The organism is Actinomadura macra NBRC 14102 (assembly GCF_001552215.1).
In the GTDB taxonomy this organism is placed as follows: Bacteria; Actinomycetota; Actinomycetes; order Streptosporangiales; family Streptosporangiaceae; genus Spirillospora; species Spirillospora macra.
The window spans coordinates 116,400-139,150 of the sequence record NZ_BCQT01000026.1 but is presented as its reverse complement, the minus strand read 5'-3'; the positions used below and the strand labels follow the sequence as shown (position 1 = coordinate 139,150).

Sequence of the window (22,751 nt, the reverse complement as noted above, 5' to 3'; positions counted from 1 at the left end):
ACTGTCCATGGATGGACGGCACGGCGCGGACCCTGACAGGGCGTACGGCGGATGGGCGGGCGGCCGGTGGGCGGGCCCGGACGGAGCGACGCCGCGAGGACCTCGTCGAGCGGCTCATCGAGGTGTTCCTCGACCGCGGCTTCGCCGAGCTGAGCGTGGCGGAGCTGGCCGCCGTCCTGCACTGCTCCAAGAGCACGCTCTACACCGTGGCGCCCAGCCGGGAGCAGATCATCGTCACGGTGGTCCGCGCGTTCTTTCGCCGAGCGACCGCGCAGGTCGAGGCGGAGCTCGATGGGAGCGCCGACCCCCGCGACCGTGTCGGCGCGTACCTGCGGGCCATCTCCGACGCGCTCGCCCCGGCCTCACCCGCGTTCTTCGCCGACCTCGACGCCTTCGCCCCCGCCCGCGAGATCTACCAGCGGAACACCGGGTTCGCCGTCCGGCGCGTGCAGGGGCTCGTCACCGAGGCCGCCTCGGACGCGGACGCGGATGTGGACGCGGCGTTCGTCGGTGTTGTCGCGGGCCAGGTGATGGAGTCCATCCACCGGGGCGAGATCAAGGCCCGCACGGGGCTGGACGACTCCGCCGCCTACGCCGCGCTCGCCTCCCTCATTGTGGCCCGGATGACTGGAGGGCGTGCTCGACCAGCGTGACCAGGATGCCCTTCGCGACGTCCGGACGGCGCACGTCGCACAGCATGACGGGCACCTCGGGATCGACGTCCAGCGCGTTCCGGATGTCCTCGACGGTGTACAGGCGTGCGCCGTCGAAGACGTTCGCGGCGACGACGAACGGGATCTCCCGCTGCTCGAAGAAGTCGATGGACGCGAAGCTCGTGGACAGCCTGCGGGTGTCCACGAGCACGATCGCGCCCACCGCGCCGTAGGCGATCTGGTCCCACATGAACCAGAACCGCTCCTGGCCGGGCGTCCCGAACAGGTACAGCCGGACGCCGCCGGAGAACGTGAGCCGGCCGAAGTCCATGGCCACGGTCGTGGTGGACTTGCTCGCCAGCCCGTCCAGATCGTCCACACCGGTCGAGGCGTCGGTCAGCCTCTCCTCGGTGCGCAGCGGGCGGATCTCGCTGACCACCCCCACGAACGTCGTCTTGCCGACGCCGAAGCCGCCGGCCACGAGGATCTTGAGGGTGTGCTGGGGGATGTCGTCGGTGTCTCGTGGCGGGACAGCGCCGAAGGTGTCAGAGGCGGCGAAGTTCATCGAGCACTCTCATCAATATCCGGGGATCGGGACGGTCGGGCTGCTCGGACTGCCGCTTCTCTTCGATCAGACCGTACTGGTGCAGGTCGGCCAGCAGGATCTGGACGACTTGTAAGGGTAGATCGGTCTCCGAGGCCAGGTCCGCGGGCGTGGAGGGCTGCCGGCACAGTTCCAGCAGCCGCCGTTGCTCGCGCGAGAGCCACACCCGGTCGGTGGGCGTGTGCCCGGTGGCGACCAGGATCGTGACGAGGTCGATGGCCGGGCCCCGGGGCCGGGTGCGGCCGCGCGTCATCGCATACGGCCGCACCACCGGTCCGGCGTCACGGCCGACCCAGCGTTCCTTCGGCGTATCCACGGCGGCTCAGGTCCGCGCGGACGGGTCCGACGGCTCGCCGGACGAGCGCGGCGCGGCGCCCAGCTGCCGCCGCACACGCTTGATCAGCATGGTGGTCTCGTAGGCGACGAGCCCGGCGTTGCCGCCCGCGTCGCTCAGCACCGCGAGGCAACTGCCGTCGCCGGCCGGCATGACGAAGAACAGCATGCCGTCCAGCTCGACGACGGTCTGCCGCACCTGCTTGGCCCCGAAATGCTCGCGCGCGCCGTTGGACAGGCTGTGGAAGCCCGACGACAGCGCCGCGAGGAACTCGGCGTCCTTGCGGGTGACGCCACCGGAGGCTCCCATGACCAGGCCGTCGCGCGACAGCAGGACCGCCTGGCGTACCTCCCCGACCCGCTCCACCAGGTCGTCGAGCAACCAGTCGAGCTCACCGCCGGCATGTGCCTGCTGCGTCATGATTCCCCCCATTCGTCACGTGCACCGGGTTCGCCGGTCTCGTCGTCGGTGTCCCGGCCGCGGAGCCACCCAGACTGTAGCGAGGACATGAGGTCGCGGCTGAGCTCCGGGCTCGGCTCCTCGAAGTCGTCCCGCGGTTCTCCGGGTTGTTCGCGTTCCGGGCGCTTGCGCAGTTGGGGGGCCAGATTCCGTTGCCGCACGCGGCGTGGGAGGCGACCGGTGACCTCGCTGGACTCGCCGTTGGACGTGGTCGGATCTTCGGTGGACGGCCGGGTGTGGCCAGCGAAACGGCCGAGTGGATCGGTGTCCGGAGCGGGCATCGGCATTGGCATCGGTGCCGGCGGCTGCGGTTGGGGCTGCGGCTGCGCGGGAGGCATCGCCGGCGGCGTGTAGGAGGGCGGGCCCGGCAGCGCGGGCAGGGCGGGTGGTGCGGCACGGCCCGGCCGCAGCGCCGTCGCCGTCACGGCGGGCTCGGGCATCCTGATCTCGGAGGTGCCGAGCGCGGGCGCCCAGTCCTCGTCCAGGACGACCAGCGCGTGCGGGACGAGGACGATCGCGGTCGTCCCTCCGTAGGCGGAGGCCTGGAGCGAGACCCGGATGCCGTGCCGGGCGGCCAGCCGCGCGACGACGAACAGCCCGAGCCGCTCGGTGTCGACCAGGTCGAACTCGACGTCGGCGGCGAGCCGCCGGTTCAGCTCCGCCATCTCCTCGGGGTGCAGGCCGACGCCGCGGTCGACCACCTCCACCGCCAGCCCGTTGGCGACCGTCTCCACCTTCACGGTGACCTCGGTGGTCGGCGGGGAGAACGACGCGGCGTTCTCGATGAGCTCGGCCAGCAGGTGGATGACGTCGGCGACCACGTTGCCGGTCACGGCCGCCGACGAGGCGCCCGTCACCTCGATCCGTCGGTAGTCCTCCACCTCGGCGATGGCGGCGCGGACGACGTCCTCGGCGGCGACGGGATGGTCCCAGGCGCGGACGGTCGGCGACCCGGACAGGATGACCAGGCCCTCGGCGTGCCGCCGCATGCGGGTCGTGAGGTGGTCGAGCCGGAACAGGTCGTCCAGCTCCTCGGGGCTGCGTGCGCGGCGCTCCATCGCATCCAGCAGCCTGAGTTGCCGGTGCAGCAGCGACTGGCTCCGCCACGACAGGTTGATGAAGACGCGGTTGATGCTCGCGCGCAGGTCGGCCTCGCCGACCGCGGTACTGACCGCCGTGCGCTGGACGGCATGGAACGCCTCGCTGACCAGCGTCACCTCCAGTGTTCTGCCGGTCTCCGGTGGAGGTGCCTCGGCGTCGACGTTCACCGGCTCGCCGCGCCGCAGCCGCGCCACGACCCGGGGCAGGCGCTCGTGCGCCAGCACCTGCGCCTGTCGCTGGAGGACGCGGAGTTCCTCGGTGAGCCGGCGCGCGAACAGGATCGACAGCAGGACCGAGACGACGAAGCCGAGCAGGCCGAGCCCGCCGACCGCGTAGAAGCCGACCAGGATCTTCTGCCCGGCGGGCTTGACCTCCTTGCGGTTCACCGTGTCGCTGGCCAGCGCGGAGGACCGCTGCCACGCCGGGGCCACCGCGTCGATCGTGGCCTTCCACCGCCGCGGGTTCGGCGCGATGCCGCTCCACAGGACGGTGCCCTCCATCGTCGCGTAGGAGGTGTAGGCGGTGTTGCCCTGGAGGTCGTACATGATCGTTTTAACGTCGTCGCCCGCCGCGGCCCGGCCGAGGTCCAGCATCTGCACGCGGCTGCCCGCCCAGGCGGCGAACGACGAACGGTCCTCGGCGCTCATCCGGCCAGGCCGCAGGCCGGACATCAGCGCGTTCTCCCGCAGCATGAACTCGCGGGCCCAGTAGTCGTACAGCACGGCGTTGGTGTGCTGGGAGACGGTGATGTCGTCGACGCTCACCAGCGTCGTCAGCACGCGGATCGTGATGTCGACGATCGAGCTGTACCCGTTGACGGCCGCGGTCCGCGTGCCGCCGATGCCGCGCACCTGCTCGCGCAGCCCGATCAGCACGTCGAAGACGTCGCTGAGCTGCCGAACGCGCTCTTCCACCGCGTCGTCCATCGCGTCCCTGGTGCCGGAGGCGAAGGCCGACTTGCGGAACGCCGCCACCACCCCGTCCGTCTTGGCCGCCTGTTCCTGGAACTGTTGGTCGGCCGCGGTGGAGCGTCTGTTCAGGACGGTGACCGCCGCGAGGCGCTCCTCCTGGATCACCTCGGTGACTGCCAGGGCGGGTACGCCGACCTTGTCGTAGACGGTCGAGTAGTCGAAGCGCTGGAGCGCCTGCGTCCATGTGACGACCGTGGGGACGCCCCATTGGACCATCAGCGACACCAGCGGGATCGCCAACAGCAGCGCGACGCGGTGCGTCACCGGCCTGGTGCGCAGCCGCGGTGGGGCGGCATGAGGGGCGGGCACCTGTCCGGGTCGCGTCACTGGGCTACTCCCTGGTCATCCGAAACCGCCATCAAGCGGTGAGGCAGCATACTTAGTTTGATTTAGCGAACGCCAGCGTTCTTCTGTTAATCAGATGTGTGTCGTTCCACGGCCACGACGCATGATCTTGCTGGTCGTGTCGCGTGGCGGCCGGAGGTTTCGTCGGTGGTCCTCCCGGAGGTGTGCGGACGGCCGGGGGCGATGGGACCAGTGGGCCGGTCGTCACCGGCAGTACCGATGCCGATTTGTGCCTTGTAGCGGTTTTTGGCACATGCCAGGCTTCGGATGCTTTGTCCCCCTCGTCATCGGAGACCGAGTCATGCGCAAAGCCGCGCTAGCATCACTCCTGGGCCTGTCGCTCGCCGCCACCACCCTGACGGCGGCCGGGGCGCAGGCCGCGCCGACACCATCGAAGTTGGCCTCGCTCGTCACGCTCAAGGCCGTCCGCCATCACCAGCTGAACCTGGAGAAGATCGCGGATGCGAACGGCGGCAACCGGGCCGCCGGGCTCCCCGGCAACAAGATCACCGTGAAGTACATCGCGGACCAGCTCAAGCGGGCCGGCTACACGCCTCAGGTACAGAACTTCACGTTCGACTTCTGGCAGGAGAAGTCCCCGCCGACGTTCGCCGTGACCGCGCCGACCCCGAAGACGTACACGCCGGACACCGACTTCGAGACCTTCCAGTACTCGGGATCGGGCGACGTCACGGCCACCGCGACCCCCGTCGACCCGGGCGCCACCGGTACGGGCAGCGGCTGTGAGGCCGCCGACTTCACCGGCTTCCCGAAGGGGCACATCGCACTGATCCAGCGGGGCGGCTGCCTGTTCTCCGTCAAGGCGGACAACGCCGTCGCCGCCGGTGCGAGCGCCGTGGTCATCTACCAGCTCCCCGGCACGCCCGGTCCGGTCGCCGGAACGCTGGGCAAGCCGTACACGCTTCCGGTGGTCGGACCGACGAACGCCGTCGGCACCGACCTCGTGAAGCAGGCGCAGGGCGGCGGCCTCACGCTGCGCGTGAAGACCGACACCCTCACCCAGAAGCGCGAGACCTCCAACGTCATCGCCAACACCAAGCGCGGACGGGCCGACAACGTCGTCGTCCTCGGCGCGCACAACGACAGCGTGGCCGAAGGCCCCGGCATCAACGACGACGGTTCGGGTACCGCGACGCTGCTGGCGGTGGCACAGCAGATCGGCAAGCTCGGCGCCAAGGTCCGCAACCAGGTGCGGTTCGGGTTCTGGGGTGCTGAGGAGGAGGGGCTGCTCGGTTCCCAGCACTATGTGAACAGCCTTCCGCAGGCCGAACGCGACAAGATCGCGCTGGACCTCAACTTCGACATGCTCGCCTCGCCCAACTTCGTGCGCTTCGTCTACGACGGCGACAACAGCGCGGGCCAGAACAACGTCGAGGCGCCCGCCGGGTCCGGCGCTATCGAGAAGGCGTTCAACGACTTCTTCGGCTCCGGCAAGCTCGCCACCGACCCGACCCCCTTCAACGGACGGTCGGACTACAACGCGTTCATCACCGCGGGCATCCCCGCCGGCGGCATCTTCACCGGCGCCGAGGGCATCAAGACGCCCCAGCAGGCCACGGTCTACGGCGGCACCGCGGGCAAGCCCTACGACCCCTGCTACCACCAGGCGTGCGATCGCTACGACAACGTGAGCCTCACCGGCTTCGACCAGATGATCGACGGCACAGCCGCGGTCACGGAACTGTTCGCCAACAGCACGCTGACGGTGAACGGCAACGAGTACGCCAGGAAGCGCGCGCAGAACAAGGCTGCCGCGCCCCAGCAGACGGGCCCGTACGCGACCGCGTGACTCCCGATGATCCGCTTTGAGTGACCTTCTCGGGGGACGCGCCCGGCATGGGGCGCGTCCCTCGCCCTGTCAGGGGCGGTTCACTGTTTGCGGCCGAGGCCCGCCAGGAACCAGAACCGTTCCGGATTCTCCGGGACGTCGGCGGGGGAGTCGGGGCGCCAGAGCGGTCCGTGCACGAGACCGGGCTGGAGGAGGTCGAACCCCGCGAAGAGGTCCCGGATCTGGTCGGCGGTGCGCAGGGTGGCCTGGCCGCCCGCCACCGCGCGCCGGTAGACCTGCCGGACGGCCTCGCCCGTGTGCTCCCTGTGGGTGCCATGGCTGACGACCAGGTGGCTGCCCGCCGACAGCGGCGCGGTCAGCGCGGCGAGGATCGCGCCGGGATCCCGGTCGTCCGGGACGAAGTGCAGCACGGCCACCAGGAGCAGCCCCACCGGCTCCTCGAAGTCGATCATCTTCTGGACGGTCGGGTGCTCCAGGATCGACCCGGGATCGGTCACGTCGGCCTGGACCACGTCGGCGTGCTGATTCTCGGCCAGGATCGAGGTGCTGTGGGCGACGGCGACCGGGTCGTGGTCCACGTAGACCACCCTGGCCTCCGGGTCCACCCGCTGGACGATCTCGTGCACATTGCCCTGCGTCGGGATGCCAGAGCCGATGTCGATGAACTGCCGGACCCCCGCCTCCGCCGCCAGGTAGCGGGTCGCCCGGGCGAGGAAGGCCCGGTTCGCGGCGGCGATCGTCCGCGCCTGCGGTTCGATCGCCTCCAGGGTGCGCGCGACGTCCCGGTCGGCGGAGAAGTTGTGCGCCCCGCCGAGCAGGTAGTCGTAGACACGCGCGACACTTGCCTGGCTCTGGTCGATGCCGGAGGTCCAGTCGGGTTCGTCCACGGGCTACCTCTCCTCTGGCGCGCTCTTCACGCCCTGGTCATGGGCACGGACGAGCATCACCGTGACGTCGTCCTGGCTCGGTGTGGAGACGAGCTTGGCGACGACCGCGCCGCACGCCTCGTCCAGGCTCGCGGTGGCGTCGGCGAGCGCGGACCGCAGCGCGGCGAGGCCGGACTCCAGGTCGCGGTCGCGGGACTCGATCAGCCCGTCGGTGTACAGGACGAGGGTCGTTCCGTCGGGGAAGGGGACCCGGACGTCCTCGTAGACGGTGTTACCGAGACCGAGCGGCAGGCCGGGTGGCATGTCGACGGTGTCGCAGCCGCCGTCCGGACGCAGCATGATCGGCGGGGGATGCCCGGCGCGGCCGAGCACGCCCGTCCGCGTCGTGGTGTCCAGGACGGCGCACACGCAGGTGGCGAACTGGACCGGCCCGAGGCTCGGTGCGATCCGGTCGAGCCAGGTGAGGATCCGTGCCGGGCCGAGGTCGAGCATCGCCAGCGTCCGGGCGGCGGCGCGCAACTGGACCATGGCCGCGGCGGCGGCCGAGCCGTGCCCCATCGCGTCCCCGATGACGAGCGCGACCCGGCCGGCGGACAGCGGGACGATGTCGCACCAGTCGCCGCCGACGAGGTTGGCGTGCCCGGCGGGCACCGACCGGTGCGCGACCTGGACGCCCGGGACGGTGCCGAGGAGCCGCGGCATCAGCCCGGCCTGCAGGGCCCGCGCCGCCGCGTGTTCACGCTGGTAGCGGCGGGCGGTGTCCAGGCATCCGGCGGCGAGCGCCGTCAGTTCCACGGCGACCGCGGTGTGCTCGTCGCTGAACGGGCCCGCGGCCGGGCCGCGAGCGAACGCGACGAACCCGAGGATCGACGCGTCGGTCTTCAGCGGGACGAGCAGGAAGTCGGCCAGGTCGCCGAGCCGGTCTCGCGCCCCGGGGTGCGCGGTGCCGATGTCGGCGGGCAGCTCCGCGAACCGTTGGACCGTGCCCTCCCGGACGCAGACGGCGACCGCGCTGTCGGGCGCGAAGACCAGGACCTCACCGGAAGGGAAGCAGTCCTCCAGGTCGGTGTGCGCGGCACCGAGCGCGATCCGCCGCACCTCGACCGACCGGGTGCCCGACGGCCGGGGGATCTCGTCGCCGACGATGAGATGCTCGGCCACGTATACCCCGGCCGTGTCGGCGAACCCGGCGAGCGCCACCTCGACGAGCTGCCGCGCGACCTGCTCCATGTCCAGGGCGCCCGCCATCCGGGTGCCGGCCATGGCCAGCAGGCTCAGCCGCGCGATCACGGCGTCGGCCGGGGCCGGGTCGCGCGGCGGCCCGTCGGCCGCGACATCAGCGTTCACGCCTCGCGCCTCCCGCCGGATGGTCAGGTAAAAGGCAAGCCTAACCATGCCGCAGGAAGACCCTTATTAGTGCATGCAAACATCATGTCTTCAGGTGGTCCGTAATTGCATGTTCTCGAGAAATTGCCGTTAGCGCAATTGCAGTGCCTCGGCGAGTGTCCCCAGCCCCGGTAGTGGATCGGCGTCCCCTCCCGACAGCAACTGGACGGCGACGTGATCGGCGCCCGCGTCGATGTGCGCGGTCAGTTTCGCCGCGACCGTCTCCGGGTCGCCGTGCGCGACCAGCGCGTCGATGAGAGCGTCGCTTCCACCGTCGGTGAAATCGTTATCGGACCAGCCCAGCCGCCGGAGGTTGGAGGTGTAATTGGCAAGGCCCAGATAGATGCCGGCGACCAACGCCCTGCCGGCCGCGCGGGCCCGCGCCGGATCGGTGTCCAGGACGACCTTCTGCTCCGGCGCCAGCAGCGGCCGCGTGCCCAGTTCACTTCGAGCCTGGCGCGTGTGCTCGGGCGTGGTCAGGTAGGGATGCGCGCCCCGCGTGCGCTGCGCGGCGAGCTTGAGCACCTTCGGGCCCAGCGCGGCGAGGACCCGCCCGGACGCCGGGACGCCCTCCGCGTCGAGGCGGTCGAGGTAGTCCACGATCGTCTCGTACGGGCTGCGGTAGCGCTGCGTCGCCTCCGGGTGGCCGATCCCGGCGCCCAGCAGGAACCGCCCGCCGTACTCGGCGTTGAGCCGGTGGTAGGCCGCGGCGGCCTGCTCGGCGGGCGTCGCCCACATGTTCACGATCCCGGTCGCGATCACGATCCGGTCGGTCGCGGCCAGCAGCCGGTCGGCGATCTCCAGGTCACCGCCGGGCGAGGAGCCGATCCAGATCGTCCCGTACCCGAGGTCCTCGACGCCCTTGGCCAGCTCCGGGGTCATGTCCTGCCACCGGCGCCAGATTCCGAACCGTCCCACGTCGTTGTTCGCCATGTCCCCCTCCAACATCACCTAAGGCTCTTTCATGCCCGCCTACCCCGGGTGCCAGGATGGGATCCATGACCGACCGGCCCCGCCTGCTGCTCCTGGACGGCCACTCGCTGGCCTACCGGGCGTTCTACGCGCTGCCGGTCGAGAACTTCAGCACTACCTCCGGCCAGCCCACCAACGTCGTCTACGGGTTCGCGAACATGCTGGCCAACGTGTTGCGCGACGAAAGACCGACCCATGTCGCGGTCGCCTTCGACGTCTCCCGCCGGACGTTTCGCACCGCGGCGTTCCCCGAGTACAAGGCCGGCCGCTCGCGCTCGCCGGAGGAGTTCGGCAGCCAGCTGAGGATCCTGGACGACCTGCTCGCGGCGATGAGCGTCGCGACGGTCCGGGCGCCCGGGTACGAGGCCGACGACGTCATCGCGACCCTGGCCACGCAGGCGGACGCGGCCGGTCACACCGTGCTGATCGTCACCGGCGACCGGGACGCCCTCCAGCTCGTCGGAGAGAACGTCACCGTGCTGTACTTCTACCGGACGGCGTCGGAGATGATCCGCTACACGCCCGGACTCGTCCAGGAGAAGTACGGTCTGACGCCGGCCCAGTATCCGGACTTCGCGGCGCTGCGCGGTGACCCGTCCGACAACCTGCCGAGCATCCCCGGCATCGGGGAGAAGACGGCCGCCAGATGGATTCGCGAGTTCGGGTCGCTCGCGGCGCTGCTGGAACGTGCCGACGAGGTCGGCGGCAAGGCGGGGGAGAGGCTGCGGGCGGCGCGAGACAGCGTCCGGTTGAACCGGCGGCTGACCGAGCTGGTCCGCGACCTGGACCTCCCCGCCGGCCTGGACGACCTGCGCCGCCGCCCCTACGACCAGTCCGCCCTCACCTCGCTGCTGGACGAGCTGGAGTTCCGCAACGCCAGCCTCCGCCAGCGGCTCTTCGCCGCCGACCCCGGCGGCGGGCGGCCGGCCGGATCCCGGCCGAGGCTGAAGGGGCGCGAGCTCGGCCCGGACGAGCTGGCCGGCTGGCTGCGTGCGCGGGCGTCGGCGGGCCTCGTCGGGCTGGCCGCCGACCACACCTGGGAGCGCGGCGAAGGCCGGATCGGCCGGATCGCGCTGGCCACCTCCGACGGCCACGCCGCGTCCTTCGAGCCCGCCGGCCTGACCGCGGCGGACGAGCGGGGCTTCGCGAGCTGGCTCGCCGACCCCGGCCACCCGAAGGCGCTGCACGATGTGAAGTCGCTGCTGCGGGTGCTGCCCGAGCACGGCTGGCGGGTCGGCGGCGTCGCGTCCGACACCGCGATGGCCGCCTACCTCCTCCTGCCCGGCCTGGCCGCCTACGGCATCGCCGACCTCGCGGCCCGCCATCTCGGCCGCCGCCCCTCCGAGGAGGGCGCCGCCGGGACGATGCTGCGCGCCGGGGCCGTCCTCGACCTGGCGGGCAAGCTTGCCCCGGAGCTGACCGCGGCCGGGATGGACACGGTGATGGACGACGTGGAGCTCCCGCTCTCGGACCTCCTCGCCCGAGCCGAGCGCACCGGCGTCCATGTGGACGGGGCGCTGCTGCGCGAGCTGGAGCGGCACTTCGCCGACGGGATGGAGCGGGCCGCGGACGAGGCCGCCGCGGTCGCCGGGCGCCGGTTCAACCCCGGCTCGACCAAGCAGCTCCAGGACGTGCTGTTCGGCGAGCTGGGCCTGCCCAAGACCAAGAAGATCAAATCGGGGTACTCCACCGACCTGGACGCGCTGACCTGGCTCGCGACCCGGGCCGACAACGGGCTGCCGCAGATCCTGCTGCGCCACCGCGACCAGGCGCGCCTGCGCACGACGGTCGCCGGGCTGATCCGGGAGATCGGCGCGGACGGGCGGATCCACACCACGTTCCAGCAGACCGTCGCCGCGACCGGGCGGCTCACCTCCACCGAACCGAACCTCCAGGTCATCCCGATCCGCACCCCGGAGGGCCGGCGGATCAGGCGGGCGTTCCTGCCCGCCGACGGCTTCGAGTTCCTGATGACCGCCGACTACGGCCAGCTTGAGCTGCGCGTCATGGCGCACCTGTCGCAGGACCCGACGCTGCTCGCGGCCTTCGCGTCCGGCGAGGACCTGCACACCACGACGGCGGCGCAGGTCTTCGGCGTGCCGCCGGACGCCGTCACCCCGGACATGCGCCGCAAGATCAAGGCGATGTCCTACGGCCTGGCCTACGGGCTGTCGGCGTTCGGGCTCGCCAAGCAGCTCGGCCTGCCGGTGGCCGAGGCGCGCCCGCTGATGGACGCCTACTTCGCGCGGCTCGGCGGTGTCCGCGACTACCTTGAGCACGTCGTCGCCGAGGCTCGCGTGACCGGCTACACCCGCACGGTCCTCGGCCGCCGCCGGTACCTCCCGCACCTGTCCAGCGACGACCGGCGGCGCCGCGAGACCGCCGAGCGGATGGCGCTGAACGCCCCCGTCCAGGGCTCGGCCGCCGACATCGTCAAGATCGCGATGCTGCGGGTGGACGGGGCGCTCCAAGCGGCCGGCCTGCGCAGCCGGTTGCTGCTTCAGGTGCACGACGAGATCGTCCTTGAGGTGGCGCCGGGCGAGCGGGAGCGGGTCGCCGGACTGGTCCGCTCGCAGATGACCGCGGCCTACCCGCTCAGTGTGGGCCTGGACGTGGCGATCGGGTGCGGACCCGACTGGAACGCCGCGGCGCACTGACCATTCTTGGCGCCGCTCCTCACTTTCTTTTCATGCCGCTGTCAATGTCGTATCCGGCGGTCCGAAAAGAAATGATCAATTCGAACATCACTAAAGATTCTTTTCAGTTACCGGTCAGTGTTATCCGAATTGATATGGCATTCCGCTTCTTTCTCCAACGGGTGCGCGTCTAAAAGTGAGGGACCCCGCCGGGGAAGCGGGGCCGGGTGGCGAGGGCGGGGGCCTGATGACGGAACTTCATGAGATCGGGCTGTCCACGATGGGGGCGCCGGGAGCGGGGAAGACGACCTATCTCCTCGCGCTCTACGCGGCCATGTCGCGGGGGGCGGAGCACTGCACACTGCACGAGGCCGACCGCAATTCCGACGTCGTGCTCGCCGACGCGTGGCGCGACCTCGGAGAGCGGGGGCGGCTGCCCGAGCCGACCAACACCGTGCCGCATAGCCACACGTTCGTCTACGCACGGGAAATGCGGCCGCTGGCGCGCCTGCACTGGGCCGACTACCGGGGTGGCGCGCTGCCGAGCTTCGTCGGCCCGGACGGGTCGCCCGACGCCGAGCAGTTGCTCTGGGAGATCTCCACGGCGCACGGCCTTCTCCTCATCCTGGACGGGGAGCACTTTCGCAAGCCGCTCGGCCGGGAGCGGCGCGAGGCGGTGGCCAGGGAGACCCTCACCCAGCAGATGTCCACCGTCGTCACCGACACGCTGACGACGCGCACCGGCGCAGGACGCCCGTTGCCCTCGCTGACCCTCGTGGTCACCAAGGCCGACGTCATCGACTGGACCGGAACGGATGCGCCCCGCCGGCTCACCGACCTGGCCGACGAACTGCGCGCGCTGCTGCCCGTCGCGTTCTCGCCCGGGGTCACCACCGCCGTCTGCCCGGTGAGCGTCGGGTCCCTGGAGCGGACGGCCGACGGCGGAGTCCTTCCCGACTCGGTGAACCCGACCGACGTCCACCTGCCGGTCCTGTTCCATCTGGCCTGCTTCTACCGGCGTGAGCGCGAGGAGCTCGACGCCCGGCTGGCGGCGCTGCGCACCGACCGCGGCGGCGCCCGCCGCGAATGGGCGGCACTCCCCGCCGGCGCCGGACGGGGGCCGCGGCGTGCCCGCGAGCGGCTCGCCGTCCGGCTCCAGGAACTGGACCGTCGCGAAGCCACCATGAAGCACTGGCGCGACCACTGCGACGCCGAGTCCGCCGCCCTGGTCCCCATGCTGCGGCACGTGCCGGTCTTCGAGGGCGGGCGGCCGGCGACCTGGATCGGGACGCATCGTGGCTGAGCCCGCCGGCGCCGGCTGGGCGCCCGTCCTCTACGGCCGCACCCGGTACGCCGACAGCTGGTGGCGCGTGGTCCCCGAGGGGGCCGACCACCGCGGGTGGCTGGACGAGGTCGTCCGGGCGACCGTCGCGGACGGCGCGGGCCTGCGCGACCGGCCGCGCTTCGTCCTCGCCCGTTCGGGCGGGCACCGGCTCGTCGGCGTCGCCTGCCAGGCCGCCGACCTCAGTGCCTCGATGCACTCCGACGGTGCCCGCGAGATGTACTGCTTCGTCGGCTGGGCGGCGTCCGGCGGACCGGCCGGCCCGCCGCCCGGCCCGACCTGGCCGCGGCTGCGGGACGGCTACCGGCAGTGGGCCGGGGCGGTCTACGAGCGGTGGATGGGCCCGGTGTGGACGTCGCCCATGAGCCAGCTCCGGCAGCCGCGCCGCTCCGGCCCCGAACAGGCCCCCTGGCCGGTATCGCCACCCGCCGCGCATCCTCCTGGCGGGCCGGCTCTGGCGGGCGGGGTGGGCGGGCCGCAGGTCGTCCCGCTGTCCGCGTGGGAGCGGGTGTGGGACGAGGCGAACGCCGCCACCCGACCGATGACCGTCGTCCTGGGATGGGCGACGATGCCGAAGGCCGGCCGCGACGGTGTCACGCACCTCGGCGTCGCCGACGCGCCCGCGCAGGCGGGGCTCTCCGAGACCGTCCCGCCGGGTTCGGTCCCGCAGCGGCGTTCCGTCAGCCAGGCGCGACCACCAGGGCCCGGAACCGCGTCTCGCCCGGGAACGGCCGTTCGGCCGCGCTGGCTGATGCCCGCGATCGCCGGTGGCGGCGGGCTACTCGGCATGGCCGCGGTCGCCGTCCTCGCCCTGGGCCTGGTCATGGGCGGCGGGGAAAGGGACGACCCCGGGCCCGACTCCAGCCTTGGAAACAGCCCCCGTACGAGCGTGCCCGTGCCCGCGCCGCCGAAGACGACTTCGGTAGCGGTGCCCAAGACGAACTGGCTCAGGCTCACTCCGGGCCCCGCGGCGGTTGCCGAGGAGGGAGACGCCAAGTACAAAGACGGGCGGCTGCTGGCCGCCTCATCCTCGGCCGTCCTCCGGACGATACCGAAGGAGCAGGCGACGGAGGCCGGGTGCCGCGCACGGGTGGAGAAGCGGCTGCCGGGCCTGGTCCAGGCACTGCACGAGGGCGCGACGTACTGCCTCAAGAGCGCCGACCGGCTGGCCCTCCTCGTCATCGATGCGGTCGAAGAGCAGACGCTGACGGTCAGCGTCACCACCTGGCCCGCCTAGCTCGTTCCGCCCGACCGTCTCCCGGACCTCCCGTCCCCCCGCCTCCCTGTCCGACACCAGTGCTCCCGAGGAGGCGACACCATGCAGGGTCAGCAGATCCAGGCCGAGATCGCCGCCGCGCTCGCGGCGCGGCACGCGCAACGGGACCGGATCGAGCGGCTCTTCCAGGCCTGGCGGGAGCTGTGCGACCTGTTCGGCGCGCTCGTCGAGCACGCCGAACGGAGCCGGCTCGACCCGTCCCTGCCGGTGGGCGGGCGCGCCGACGACCTGGCCGCCGCCCTGCGCCCGTTCCTCGACGACGGCAGGCCGCGACGGCTGCGGCACGGGCTGGCCGCGGCGACCGACCGGCTGGAGGCCGTCCGAGGCCGCGCGACCCGGCCGACGCTCAACATCGGGGTGATCGGCCAGACCCAGGCGGGCAAGAGCACGCTCCTGCGCGCCATCTCCGGGCTCGACGAGCACGGCGCCGACGTTCTGCCGACCTCCGACGACCTGCTGCCCACGACCGCCGCCCGCAGCCGCATCTTCAACTCGCCGTCGCCGCGCGCCGAGGTCGTCCTGCGCACGTTCGACGACTTCAGGGAGGTCTACCTCCGGCCCCGGCACGAGGCGCTCGGGATGCGGGTGCCGCAGCGGATCGAGGACTTCGCGGCCTTTCCATACCCGTCCTGGGACGAGTTCGCCCGGAGCGGGCGCGCGTCCGGTCTGGACGTGCCCTCCAACCACGAGCACCTGAACCGGCTGCGGCACGGGTGCGCAAGAAGATCCTCGTCTTCCGGAAGGCGGCCGTCGAGCAGGAGTTCATCCGTGCCCGGCACTTCGTGGCCGAGACGTTCCGGCGGCTCGTGGACGCCTCGCTCGCCCAGGCGATAGCGGAGCTCCAGGGCATGGTCGCCGCGGCGCTCTGGTCGCGGCTGCCCGAGCCGGTGCTGCCGCCCGAGCGAACGCTACCCGCGTTCGCCGCCGCCCTTCGTGCGCAGGGGCTGCCCGTCCTCGCGGCGCCCATCGAGGATCTGGCGGCCCTCAGCATCAGCTACGGGAACCAGAGCCTGTTCCTGCGCGTCGTCCAGCCGATCGCCGTCGGCATCGACCAGGACGGCCCCGCGACGGCGGGAGAGCCCGCCGCGCCGTCCGGTCCGGGATCCGGTCCGGCGTCCGCGGACTCCTCCGGCGCCGGCCTGCAGTTCGGTGTCAGCCTGGCTCCGTGGACGATCCCCGCCGAGATCAATGTGAGTACCACGATTCCGTTCAGCCGGCGGCGCGGCGAGGTGCGCGGGCTCTCCCCGGACCGGGCGGCGGCGATGATCCCGGTGACCGAGAGCGCTGAGGAGACCGCGCGGTGGCTGGCGGAGACGCTCACGGCCATCATCGAGGACGTCCTGAAACGCCTGACGGTGGCACTGCGGGAGGAGTCGGCGGCGGCCGTCCGCTCGCTGTTCGCCTGCGCCGACCAGTTCTTCGACGCCCTGCTCCGCAACGAGCGCACCAGGCTGGAACTGGGCGACCTCATCCGCCCGCACCTGCGGGCGATGACGCCCGACGACGGCCCGGCCCGGCTGGCGGCCGTAGCGCGCGACCTGGAGTCCAGGGCCCACGCCGTCACCGAGTCCGTCGCGGCCTACGAGTCGACCTGGACGTCGGTCTGACGGCGGAGGATGAGGGCGGACGCCGACAACCGTCGAATACCCGGCTACCGGGGCGTATACGGCACCGCATGGTGATCTTCAAAGTATGTTGGCACGCAAATCCTCGTTCCTTCACCTCCGGCACGCCATTATCAACAGGCCCTTGTTTCTGCTGGGAAAGGCGTTGCTGTGGTGACGAGGATTGCGGCCGCACTCGCGGCCGGAACGGTGGTCGTGCTGGCTGGAGCGGTCCCGGCCGGCGCCGCCGGAACCCCACGACCGCCGGGCGGTGCCGGGCCGGACGGAGCGGGATCCGGCGAGCGGCCGGACGCGCGGTCGGGGACCGCGGCACCCGCCGGCCCGGTCGCGGTGGCCCCGCCCCGCTACACCTCGGTGACCCGGCTGGCACCGGGCGTGGTCTTCAAGACCTTCGAGACGTCCGGCATGGGCGGGCCCGTGCTCGGCGACCTGCTGGACGTCGACCTGCGCGCGCCCGGCGTCCGCGTGGGCCTGCTGCACCCGCCCGTGGTCGCCGCGCGCCGGACCGTCTCGCAGATGGCGGACGCGCAGGACGCGCTCGCCGGAGTGAACGGCGACTTCTTCAACGTCAGCGAGACCCGTCCGGGTGTGCCCGCGACCGGTGCCGCGTCCGGCCCCGAGGTCGAGAAGGGGGAGCCGCGCAAGGCCGCGGTCCCGAACGGGCAGCGGTTCGGGCCGGCGCTGCCGCCCGGTACCTCCGCCGAAGACGTCATCGGGGTCGGTGCCGACCGGCGCGGCCGGGTCGCACGTCTGCACCTCACCGGCACGATCAGTGCCGGGGACGTCACGGTCCCCCTGCGCGGGCTCAACCAGTACGCGCTTCCGGTCGGGACGGCCGGGGCGTTCACCAGCCAGTGGGGCACGGTGTCGCGGCTGCGCGCGGTCTGCGGCAGTGACACCCGCCGCAACGACCCGTGCGACACCGACACCGCCGAGGTGACGGTGCGGCAGGGCGTCGTGGTCAAGGTGACGGACACGATCGGCGAGGGCGCGATCCCGGCGGGCACGACCGTCCTGGTCGGGCGGGGCAAGGCGGCGGGCGAACTGCGGGGGCTGCGGCCGGGGCAGCACGTGCGCGTCAGCTACCGGTTCACCGGGACCAAGCGGCTCCAGTTCGCGATAGGAGGCTTCCCGATCCTGCGCGACGGCGAACCGCTCGACGGGCTGGACCCGAAGGGCCCGGCCCCGCGCACCGCGGCGGGCGTCAGCGGCGACGGCCGCCACCTCTCCCTGCTCGTCGTGGACGGCAGGTCGGCGAAGAGCGGCGGGCTGACCGTCGCCGAGCTGGCCGCGCTGCTGGAGGAGACGGGCGCGGACGACGGGATCAACCTCGACGGCGGCGGCTCCACCACGTTCGCCGCGCGCCGCGGCGACGAATCGGAGGTGACCGTGCGCAACACGCCCTCCGACGGCGCCGAGCGCGCCGTCGCCAACGGCATCGGCGTCTTCACCGGATCGTGACCTTGGCCGTTCCCGACCGGGTTGACAGCCGGTTCTGACAGGGGAGCCGCACCGGGCCGTCCGCGGTAGCGACCGCGGGCGGTTCCTGTGTCTATGGAACGTTCCCACGATTGACGCGCAACCCTGACCTGACGGTCCGTCTGACCGACTCCATGCACGTCAGCGAGGTGATTGACGGAGTTCGAGCAAACACACCACGACTGATGACTGAAGTCGCGCAGAAGTGTTACGTTCCCCTGCGTGACATCGAGCATGCGTCGTGCGCAGATCGTGTCGTCCCTGCGTACGAAGGGGGCGGCCTCCGTCCGTGAGCTGGCCGAGACCCTCCAGGTGAGCGAGTCGACGATCCGGCGTGATCTCGACGTGCTGGACCGCAACGGCGAACTCGTCCGCACCTACGGGGGAGCGGCGCTGTCGCCGCAGGCGGCGGCGCCGGAGATCTCCTTCGCGGCGTCGGCGCAGCGCGACAGCGCCGAGAAGGAGGCGGTGGCCGAGCGCGCCGCCTCCCTGGTCGAGGACGACATGGTCGTCGTGCTCGACATCGGCACCAGCACCCGGCTGATCGCCCGGCGGCTGCGCGGCCGGCCGATCACCGTGATCACCGCCAACCTCGCGGTGTTCGACGAGCTGCGCGACGACGACGCCGTCCGGGTGTGCCTGCTCGGCGGCGTCGTGCGGCGCAACTACCTCTCGCTCGTCGGGTCGCTGCCCGAGGCGGCGCTCCGCCAGGTCAGCGCCGACCTGGTCTTCCTGAGCTGCACCGGCGTCCGGCCGAACGGCCACGTCGTGGACGACATGGAGATCGAGACGCAGCTCAAGCGAGCCATGATCGAGGCCGCCGACCGGGTGGTCCTCGTCGCGGGCGAGGCCAAGTTCCCCGGCACCGGGTCGCTGCGCGTGTGCTCCCTCGCGCAGATCGACACGTTGGTCACCACGCCCGGTGCCGACCCACAGACTCTTGAGCTCTGCCGGCAGGCGGGCGGGAAGGTGTTCATCGCATGAAGCTGGCCATTCTCGGCGGCGGCGGGTTCCGGGTGCCCTACGTGTACCAGGCCCTGCTGAACGACCACGGCTCTCCGCGCATCGAGGAGGTCTGGCTCCAGGACTCCGACGCGGGACGGCTGGAGGCGATGGCGGCGGTGCTCGCCGCGTTCGCCGAGGGCGCCGAGGACGCGCCGGCGGTCTACACCAGTACGAACCTGGACAAGGCGCTGGAGGGTGCCGACTTCGTCTTCGCCGCCGTCCGGGTCGGCGGGATCGCCGGGCGGGTGTGCGACGAGCGCGTCGCACTCGACCTGAACGTCCTCGGACAGGAGACCACCGGGGCGGGCGGCCTGGCCTACGGGCTGCGCACCATCCCCGTCATGGTCGACATCGCCCGCCGCGTCAAGGCGCTGGCCCCGGACGCCTACGTCATCAACTTCACCAATCCCGCCGGGATGATCACCGAGGCGATGCAGAGCGTGCTCGGCGACCGGGTGCTCGGCATCTGCGACACCCCGTCCGGGCTCGGGACGCGGGTCGCAGCCGCGCTCGGGCTGGAGCCCGCGCCGCTCCAGCTCGACTACGTGGGCCTGAACCACCTCGGCTGGATGCGCCGCATCCTGCACGACGGTGTGGACGTGCTGCCCCGCCTGCTCGCCGACGACACGCTCCTCGGCTCGCTGGAGGAGGGCGTCGTCTTCGGCCGCGAGTGGCTGCGTGACCTCGGCGTCATCCCCAACGAGTACCTCTACTACTACTACTTCAACCGGGAGGCGGTGCGCGCCACCCTGGACGCCCCGCAGACCCGCGGCGAGTTCCTCGCCACGCAGCAGGGGGCGTTCTACGAGCGGATCGCGGCGGCGTCCGGCGGCGCGGCGCTGGAGATGTGGCGCGAGACGGTCGCCTCCCGCAGTGCCAGCTACATGGCCGAGATGAAGGGCGCGGAAACCGGCGAGGCCCTCGACGACCACGCCGGGGTGGACCCCGTGGACGAGGGGTACGCCGGCGTCGCGCTCAGCGTGATGGCCGCGATCAGCCGTAACGAGCCCGCCACGATGATCCTCAACGTCCGCAACGGCTCGACCGTCACGGCGCTGCCCGCCGACGCCGTGGTGGAGGTCCCCGTCACCGTGGACGCCAACGGGATCCACCCGCTCGTCCTGGACCAACCCGACCTGCACCAGACCGGTCTCATGCAGCAGGTGAAGGCCGTGGAGCGGCTGACGATCGGCGCCGCCCTCACCGGCTCGCGGACGGACGCCGTCAAGGCGTTCGCCCTGCACCCCCTGGTCGACTCGGTGTCGGTCGGCCGCCGGCTGCTCGACGGCTACATCGACCGCATCCCCGAGGTGGCGGCGGTCTTCACGGCCGGAGGCCGCAGGTGACCTGCGGCCGGCCGCCGGCCCCGACCCCCCGACAGGAGCGCGAACGATGACCAGAGGACTGATCGCCGGCGGACTGCGCGGGGCCCGTCTCCTCGCGGGCGCTCTCGCCGGCGCGGTGGCGATGACGCTGCTCGTGGGCGCCCTGCCCGCGCAGGCGTCACCGCACCGGTCGGACGCCCGGGCCAGGGCGGCGGCGTCGGTGGAGGCGATGATGCGGTTCTACGACCGGGAGTCGGGCCGTTGGCAGCCCGAATCGCCCTGGTGGCAGTCGGGCAACGCGTTGCAGGCCCTGCTGGACTACATGGCGAAGACCGGGTCGACCCGCTACATGCGCGAGGTGAAGAACACCATCGAGCAGCAGCGCAAGCCGCTGCCGTGGTGGCCGGAGGGCGGCGGGGAGTTCCGTGCCGACTCCACCGACGACACCGGCTGGTGGGCGCTGGCCATGGTCCGGATGTACGACATCACCCGGGACCGGCGCTACCTCGCCATCGCCAAGACCGACGAGGAGTACATCCGCAAGTACTGGGATGACACGTGCGGCGGGGGCGTCTGGTGGGACATTCCCGGCAAGTCTTACAAGAATGCGATCAGCCTGGAGTTGTACTTCAAGCTGCTCGCGTCCCTGCACAACCGTGACCGCGGCGACCGTGTCCACCTGGCCCGTGCCCGTGAGGCATGGCGCTGGTTCGAGCGCAGCGGGATGATCAACGGCGAGAACCTGGTCAACGACGGCCTGACCACCCAGGACGGCGGCTGCGCCAGCAACCACGGGACGACCTGGACCTACAACCAGGGCGTCGTCCTCGGCGGGCTCGCGGAGCTGTACAGGGCGACCCACGACCGGCGGCTGCTGGCCTCGGCCCGGCGCATCGCCGACGCGGTGATCAAGAGTCCGGCGCTGTCGCCCCGCGGCGTCCTGACCGAGCCGTGCGAGCCCGCGGGCACCTGCAACGCCGACCAGGCATCGTTCAAGGGCATCTTCGCCCGCAACCTCGCCGAGCTGGACACGGTCCTGCCCGGCCACCCGTACCGCGGCTACCTGCGCGCGCAAGCCGCCTCGCTGTACGCGCACGGACGTCAGGGCGACCTGTACGGGCTGAGCTGGGCCGGGCCGTACGACCGCGCCGACATCGCCCGTCAGGAGTCCGCGGTGTCCCTGCTCACCGCCGTCCTGTGACCGGGACGCGCACCGCGAGCGACATGACCACCAGTACCGACGGCCCTCGTGAGGAGGCGTCATGACAGCGGAAACCCTCAACGTGGCCTCGTCCCGCACCGCGGCCGCGGAACCCGCGCGGGAGGAGGCGGCACTCGGGCGCGCGCCCGAGCCGTCGCTGGCCGACCCGTGCGCCGAGCGCGGCCCGGCCGGTGACCTGCTCCGCCGCGCCGGCGGCCCCGCCGCCTCGCACGACCTGGACGTCTTCCTGTCCGGCCAGGTCTTCATGGACATGATCTTCACCGGGCTGCCCGGCCTGCCGCCGCCCGGGACCGAGCTGTTCACCGACGGGCTCGGCTCGGCGCCCGGCGGTGTCGCCAACATCGCGGTCGCGATGAGCCGGCTCGGACTGCGCGTCGGGCTCGCCGCCCCCTTCGGGGACGACATGTTCGGCGCCTACCTGTGGCGGACCCTCGCCGAACAGGAGGGCGTCGATCTCGGCCACTCCCGGCGGGTGCCGGGCTGGCCGACGCCCGTGACGGTGTCGCTGGCCTACGACTCCGACCGCAGCATGGTCACCTACGCCAGGCCCATGCCGGACCTCGCGTCCGGCACGAGGACCGGCGCCGGAGACGGCGCGGACGCCTCAACGGACCCCTCGGGGGCGGTGCTCGGCTCCCCGCCGCCCTCTGCCCGCGCCTGCTTCGTCGACATCGAGCGCCCGGTGCCGGGCTGGGCCAAGGAGATGCGGAAGGCGGGCACCACCGTGTTCGCCGACCTTGGCTGGGACGCCACCGAGACGTGGTCCAGCGAGGTCCTCGACCGGCTGGAGCACGTGGACGTGTTCCTGCCGAACGCCGTGGAGGCCATGGCCTACACCCGCACGGGCTCGCCGGAGGAGGCCGCACGCGCGCTCTCCGAGCGTGTCCCGGTGGTGGTGGTCAAGCGCGGCGGCGACGGCGCCATCGCGATCGACTCCCGGACGGGCGAGGTCGCCGAGACCTCGGCGCTGCCCGTGGAGGCGCTCGACGCGACCGGGGCGGGCGACGTGTTCGGCGCGGGATTCCTGTTCGGGACCCTCGCGGGGCTGCCGCTCGCGGAACGGCTGCGGTTCGCCAACCTGTGCGCGGGCCTGTCGGTCCGGCACCGCAGCGGCTCGCTCGGCGCACCGTGCTGGGGCGAGATCGCCGCGTTCGGCGAATCCGGCGAGGTCCCCGAATCCGAGCTCGAACCGTACGCCTTCGTCGTGGACTACATCCCCGACTCGGCGACCGACACCGTCGTCCGCGCCGAACCCACCCTCCGGGCCGACCCCCGGCAGCCGTCCTGACCGAGAGGACGGCACGGCGCACGACCAGGAC

18 protein-coding genes are annotated in these 22,751 nt (G+C 72.0%); 11 read left to right on the top strand and 7 right to left on the bottom strand.

Going from position 1 to position 22,751, the window contains the following annotated elements:
* Positions 1 to 11 precede the first annotated feature (11 nt).
* Positions 12 to 653 (top strand): TetR/AcrR family transcriptional regulator, encoded by a 642-nt coding sequence (locus AMA02S_RS35705; RefSeq protein WP_157431058.1) that lies wholly within the window; start codon positions 12 to 14, stop codon positions 651 to 653.
* On the opposite strand, the gene AMA02S_RS35700 is transcribed toward AMA02S_RS35705, so the two are convergent.
* From AMA02S_RS35700 to AMA02S_RS35685, 4 genes are read right to left on the bottom strand one after another with little or no spacing between them, the layout of a single operon-like run.
* Entirely contained in the window at positions 610 to 1,218 is a 609-nt protein-coding gene (locus AMA02S_RS35700) for a GTP-binding protein (protein ID WP_084265953.1), read from the bottom strand. The genes AMA02S_RS35705 and AMA02S_RS35700 overlap by 44 nt on opposite strands.
* Entirely contained in the window at positions 1,199 to 1,573 is a 375-nt protein-coding gene (locus tag AMA02S_RS35695) for a DUF742 domain-containing protein (RefSeq protein WP_067468035.1), read from the bottom strand. Before AMA02S_RS35695 ends, AMA02S_RS35700 begins: the two co-directional genes overlap by 20 nt.
* 6 nt (positions 1,574 to 1,579) lie before the next feature.
* Entirely contained in the window at positions 1,580 to 2,011 is a 432-nt protein-coding gene (locus AMA02S_RS35690; RefSeq protein WP_067468032.1) for a roadblock/LC7 domain-containing protein, read from the bottom strand.
* Entirely contained in the window at positions 2,008 to 4,449 is a 2,442-nt protein-coding gene (locus AMA02S_RS35685; protein WP_157431056.1) for a sensor histidine kinase, read from the bottom strand. The genes AMA02S_RS35690 and AMA02S_RS35685 overlap by 4 nt, the downstream gene beginning before the upstream one ends.
* Before the next feature lie 319 nt (positions 4,450 to 4,768).
* On the opposite strand from AMA02S_RS35685, the gene AMA02S_RS35680 reads away from it, so the two are divergent.
* On the top strand, positions 4,769 to 6,277 hold the full coding sequence (locus AMA02S_RS35680) for a M20/M25/M40 family metallo-hydrolase (RefSeq protein WP_067468023.1): 1,509 nt from the start codon (positions 4,769 to 4,771) through the stop codon (positions 6,275 to 6,277).
* A gap of 80 nt (positions 6,278 to 6,357) precedes the next feature.
* Here AMA02S_RS35680 and AMA02S_RS35675 read toward each other — a convergent pair whose 3' ends face one another.
* From AMA02S_RS35675 to AMA02S_RS35665, 3 genes are all read right to left on the bottom strand, one after another.
* Positions 6,358 to 7,164: an SAM-dependent methyltransferase gene (locus tag AMA02S_RS35675; RefSeq protein WP_067468021.1), complete on the bottom strand. Its 807-nt coding sequence runs from the start codon at positions 7,162 to 7,164 to the stop codon at positions 6,358 to 6,360.
* Between the two features lie 3 nt (positions 7,165 to 7,167).
* Positions 7,168 to 8,511 (bottom strand): PP2C family protein-serine/threonine phosphatase, encoded by a 1,344-nt coding sequence (locus AMA02S_RS35670; RefSeq protein WP_067468018.1) that lies wholly within the window; start codon positions 8,509 to 8,511, stop codon positions 7,168 to 7,170.
* A gap of 129 nt (positions 8,512 to 8,640) precedes the next feature.
* Entirely contained in the window at positions 8,641 to 9,483 is an 843-nt protein-coding gene (locus AMA02S_RS35665) for an LLM class F420-dependent oxidoreductase (RefSeq protein ID WP_067468182.1), read from the bottom strand.
* Positions 9,484 to 9,548: 65 nt separating this feature from the next.
* Between AMA02S_RS35665 and polA the strand changes: the two genes are divergently transcribed.
* The 9 genes from polA to AMA02S_RS35615 all read left to right on the top strand — a co-directional run bounded on the left by polA (position 9,549) and on the right by AMA02S_RS35615 (position 22,720).
* Positions 9,549 to 12,179 (top strand): DNA polymerase I, encoded by a 2,631-nt coding sequence (polA, locus tag AMA02S_RS35660; RefSeq protein WP_218005235.1) that lies wholly within the window; start codon positions 9,549 to 9,551, stop codon positions 12,177 to 12,179.
* 226 nt (positions 12,180 to 12,405) lie between these two features.
* The gene (locus AMA02S_RS35655) at positions 12,406 to 13,461 is read left to right on the top strand and encodes a TRAFAC clade GTPase domain-containing protein (RefSeq protein ID WP_067468011.1); all 1,056 of its coding nucleotides are present in this window, start codon (positions 12,406 to 12,408) and stop codon (positions 13,459 to 13,461) included.
* Positions 13,454 to 14,737, top strand: coding sequence for a hypothetical protein (locus tag AMA02S_RS35650; protein ID WP_067468009.1), 1,284 nt, complete (start codon positions 13,454 to 13,456; stop codon positions 14,735 to 14,737). The genes AMA02S_RS35655 and AMA02S_RS35650 overlap by 8 nt, the downstream gene beginning before the upstream one ends.
* 752 nt (positions 14,738 to 15,489) lie before the next feature.
* Positions 15,490 to 16,383 (top strand): hypothetical protein, encoded by an 894-nt coding sequence (locus tag AMA02S_RS35640; protein ID WP_169806955.1) that lies wholly within the window; start codon positions 15,490 to 15,492, stop codon positions 16,381 to 16,383.
* Between the two features lie 171 nt (positions 16,384 to 16,554).
* Entirely contained in the window at positions 16,555 to 17,862 is a 1,308-nt protein-coding gene (locus tag AMA02S_RS35635; RefSeq protein WP_218005234.1) for a phosphodiester glycosidase family protein, read from the top strand.
* Between the two features lie 240 nt (positions 17,863 to 18,102).
* The gene (locus AMA02S_RS35630) at positions 18,103 to 18,864 is read left to right on the top strand and encodes a DeoR/GlpR family DNA-binding transcription regulator (RefSeq protein WP_218005233.1); all 762 of its coding nucleotides are present in this window, start codon (positions 18,103 to 18,105) and stop codon (positions 18,862 to 18,864) included.
* Entirely contained in the window at positions 18,861 to 20,231 is a 1,371-nt protein-coding gene (locus tag AMA02S_RS35625) for a 6-phospho-beta-glucosidase (protein WP_067467998.1), read from the top strand. The genes AMA02S_RS35630 and AMA02S_RS35625 overlap by 4 nt, the downstream gene beginning before the upstream one ends.
* Positions 20,232 to 20,277: 46 nt before the next feature.
* The gene (locus AMA02S_RS35620; RefSeq protein ID WP_067467995.1) at positions 20,278 to 21,411 is read left to right on the top strand and encodes a glycoside hydrolase family 76 protein; all 1,134 of its coding nucleotides are present in this window, start codon (positions 20,278 to 20,280) and stop codon (positions 21,409 to 21,411) included.
* 61 nt (positions 21,412 to 21,472) lie between these two features.
* Complete coding sequence (locus tag AMA02S_RS35615; protein WP_084265951.1) at positions 21,473 to 22,720, top strand: carbohydrate kinase family protein; 1,248 nt, start codon at positions 21,473 to 21,475, stop codon at positions 22,718 to 22,720.
* Positions 22,721 to 22,751 lie beyond the last annotated feature (31 nt).

Bases quoted from the DNA above. Each gene is read 5' to 3' on its own strand.
- AMA02S_RS35705 (WP_157431058.1), top strand. From the start codon at position 12: ATGGACGGCACGGCGCGGACCCTGACAGGGCGTACGGCGGATGGGCGG.
- AMA02S_RS35700 (WP_084265953.1), bottom strand. From the start codon at position 1,218: ATGAACTTCGCCGCCTCTGACACCTTCGGCGCTGTCCCGCCACGAGAC.
- AMA02S_RS35690 (WP_067468032.1), bottom strand. From the start codon at position 2,011: ATGACGCAGCAGGCACATGCCGGCGGTGAGCTCGACTGGTTGCTCGAC.
- AMA02S_RS35680 (WP_067468023.1), top strand. From the start codon at position 4,769: ATGCGCAAAGCCGCGCTAGCATCACTCCTGGGCCTGTCGCTCGCCGCC.
- AMA02S_RS35665 (WP_067468182.1), bottom strand. From the start codon at position 9,483: ATGGCGAACAACGACGTGGGACGGTTCGGAATCTGGCGCCGGTGGCAG.
- polA (WP_218005235.1), top strand. From the start codon at position 9,549: ATGACCGACCGGCCCCGCCTGCTGCTCCTGGACGGCCACTCGCTGGCC.
- AMA02S_RS35655 (WP_067468011.1), top strand. From the start codon at position 12,406: ATGACGGAACTTCATGAGATCGGGCTGTCCACGATGGGGGCGCCGGGA.
- AMA02S_RS35625 (WP_067467998.1), top strand. From the start codon at position 18,861: ATGAAGCTGGCCATTCTCGGCGGCGGCGGGTTCCGGGTGCCCTACGTG.
- AMA02S_RS35620 (WP_067467995.1), top strand. From the start codon at position 20,278: ATGACCAGAGGACTGATCGCCGGCGGACTGCGCGGGGCCCGTCTCCTC.
- AMA02S_RS35615 (WP_084265951.1), top strand. From the start codon at position 21,473: ATGACAGCGGAAACCCTCAACGTGGCCTCGTCCCGCACCGCGGCCGCG.